Consider the following 1,278-nt stretch of genomic DNA (forward strand, 5'->3'; position numbering starts at 1 on the left):
CGTCTGCGCTGAACCAGCTGGATAGCGCCACGCAGCAGAACGCGGCCATGGCGGAAGAGACCACGGCCTCGGCGGAAGTTCTGGCCAATGACACCGGCGATCTTCTGGAGCTGATCGGCGGCTTCCGCACCGGAAATGGCAGTGCTTCCACGAGCGCCCTGCATGGCATGGCACAGCAGATGCGACGCGCTGGCTGATCCAGATCGATCACCGAAATACAAAAACGCCGGGCCAAAACCCGGCGTTTTTGCTTTTTGTTTGATAATCTCTAATTTATATTCCAAATATATTTTTTTCTTTTATTCATATATTATCATCTATTCCTTATAATACATCGCTATATTGCGTTCATCTAAGTTTAAATCTTCTCGTATTTGACATAAATCACAACGGGGGATTGATATGAAGAATCTTCGAATTTCTACACAGCTCGCCATCCTGATCGGTAGCTTGATCCTGTGCTTTTGTCTGGTTCTTGTCAGTCAGATGTTTGTTCTGAAGGACTCTCTTTACCAGCAGCGCTACGATATGCAGCGTATTCAGACGGAGAGCGCTCTCGGCATCCTGTCCCATTATCGCGATCTTGAGGTCAAAGGTGAACTCTCGCGGGAAGAAGCGCAAAAATTGGCCTTCAGTTCGGTTGAAGCCATGCGCTACAACCCGGATGGTTACATGTTTGGCTATGACTATGCCGGTAATCGCCTGATCTATCCCGGCCATGTTGGCGTTGGCAAGAACTTCAACCACGTTGCCGACAAGAACGGCTTCCGCCTCATTACCGCACTGATCGACAATGCGCGCAACGAAAAAACCTGGATCACCTATGTTTGGCCACGTCCCGGCATGCCGGAGACGGAAGCGGTTCCCAAGGTGGGTTATTCGCTTCCTTTCGAGCCCTGGGGCATGATGGTTGGCACAGGCGCCTACCTGGACGATCTGGACGCATTCGTGTGGAAGAATGCGGTCAAGAGTGCCTCTGCCAGCGTGGCCGTTATGGTGCTTGCCATCGGCGTCGCCTACCTCATCATCAAGGGCATCACCGGGCCTCTTACTCACCTGCGCTCGGCACTCGCCTCTCTCGCAGACGATAACTGTGATTTCGAGATTCCTCACACATCTCGCAAAAATGAAATTGGCCTGATGGCCCGTGCCACACAGGCGCTTCAAGAGAAAGTGCGCGAACGCCATACCATGGCAGAGCGCCAGAAGCTGCAGGATGCGGAACTGGAAGCTGAACGGCGCCGCAATGAGGCCCTTCAGCATCAAGAGGCTGAACAG

Annotated in this window: 1 protein-coding gene and 1 pseudogene; both read left to right on the plus strand. The window is 52.6% G+C overall.

Features of this window, described 5'->3' with window-relative positions; translation table 11 throughout:
• Positions 1-197 (plus strand): annotated as a pseudogene (locus tag ACFSE1_RS11095) (methyl-accepting chemotaxis protein); the annotation flags it as partial.
• Between the two features lie 205 nt (positions 198-402).
• Positions 403-1,278 (plus strand): cache domain-containing protein (locus ACFSE1_RS11100; protein ID WP_377400826.1); only part of this gene is annotated, 876 nt, incomplete at its 3' end.

The sequence above is a fragment of the Affinirhizobium helianthi genome (assembly GCF_042680945.1).
GTDB lineage: Bacteria > Pseudomonadota > Alphaproteobacteria > Rhizobiales > Rhizobiaceae > Neorhizobium > Neorhizobium helianthi.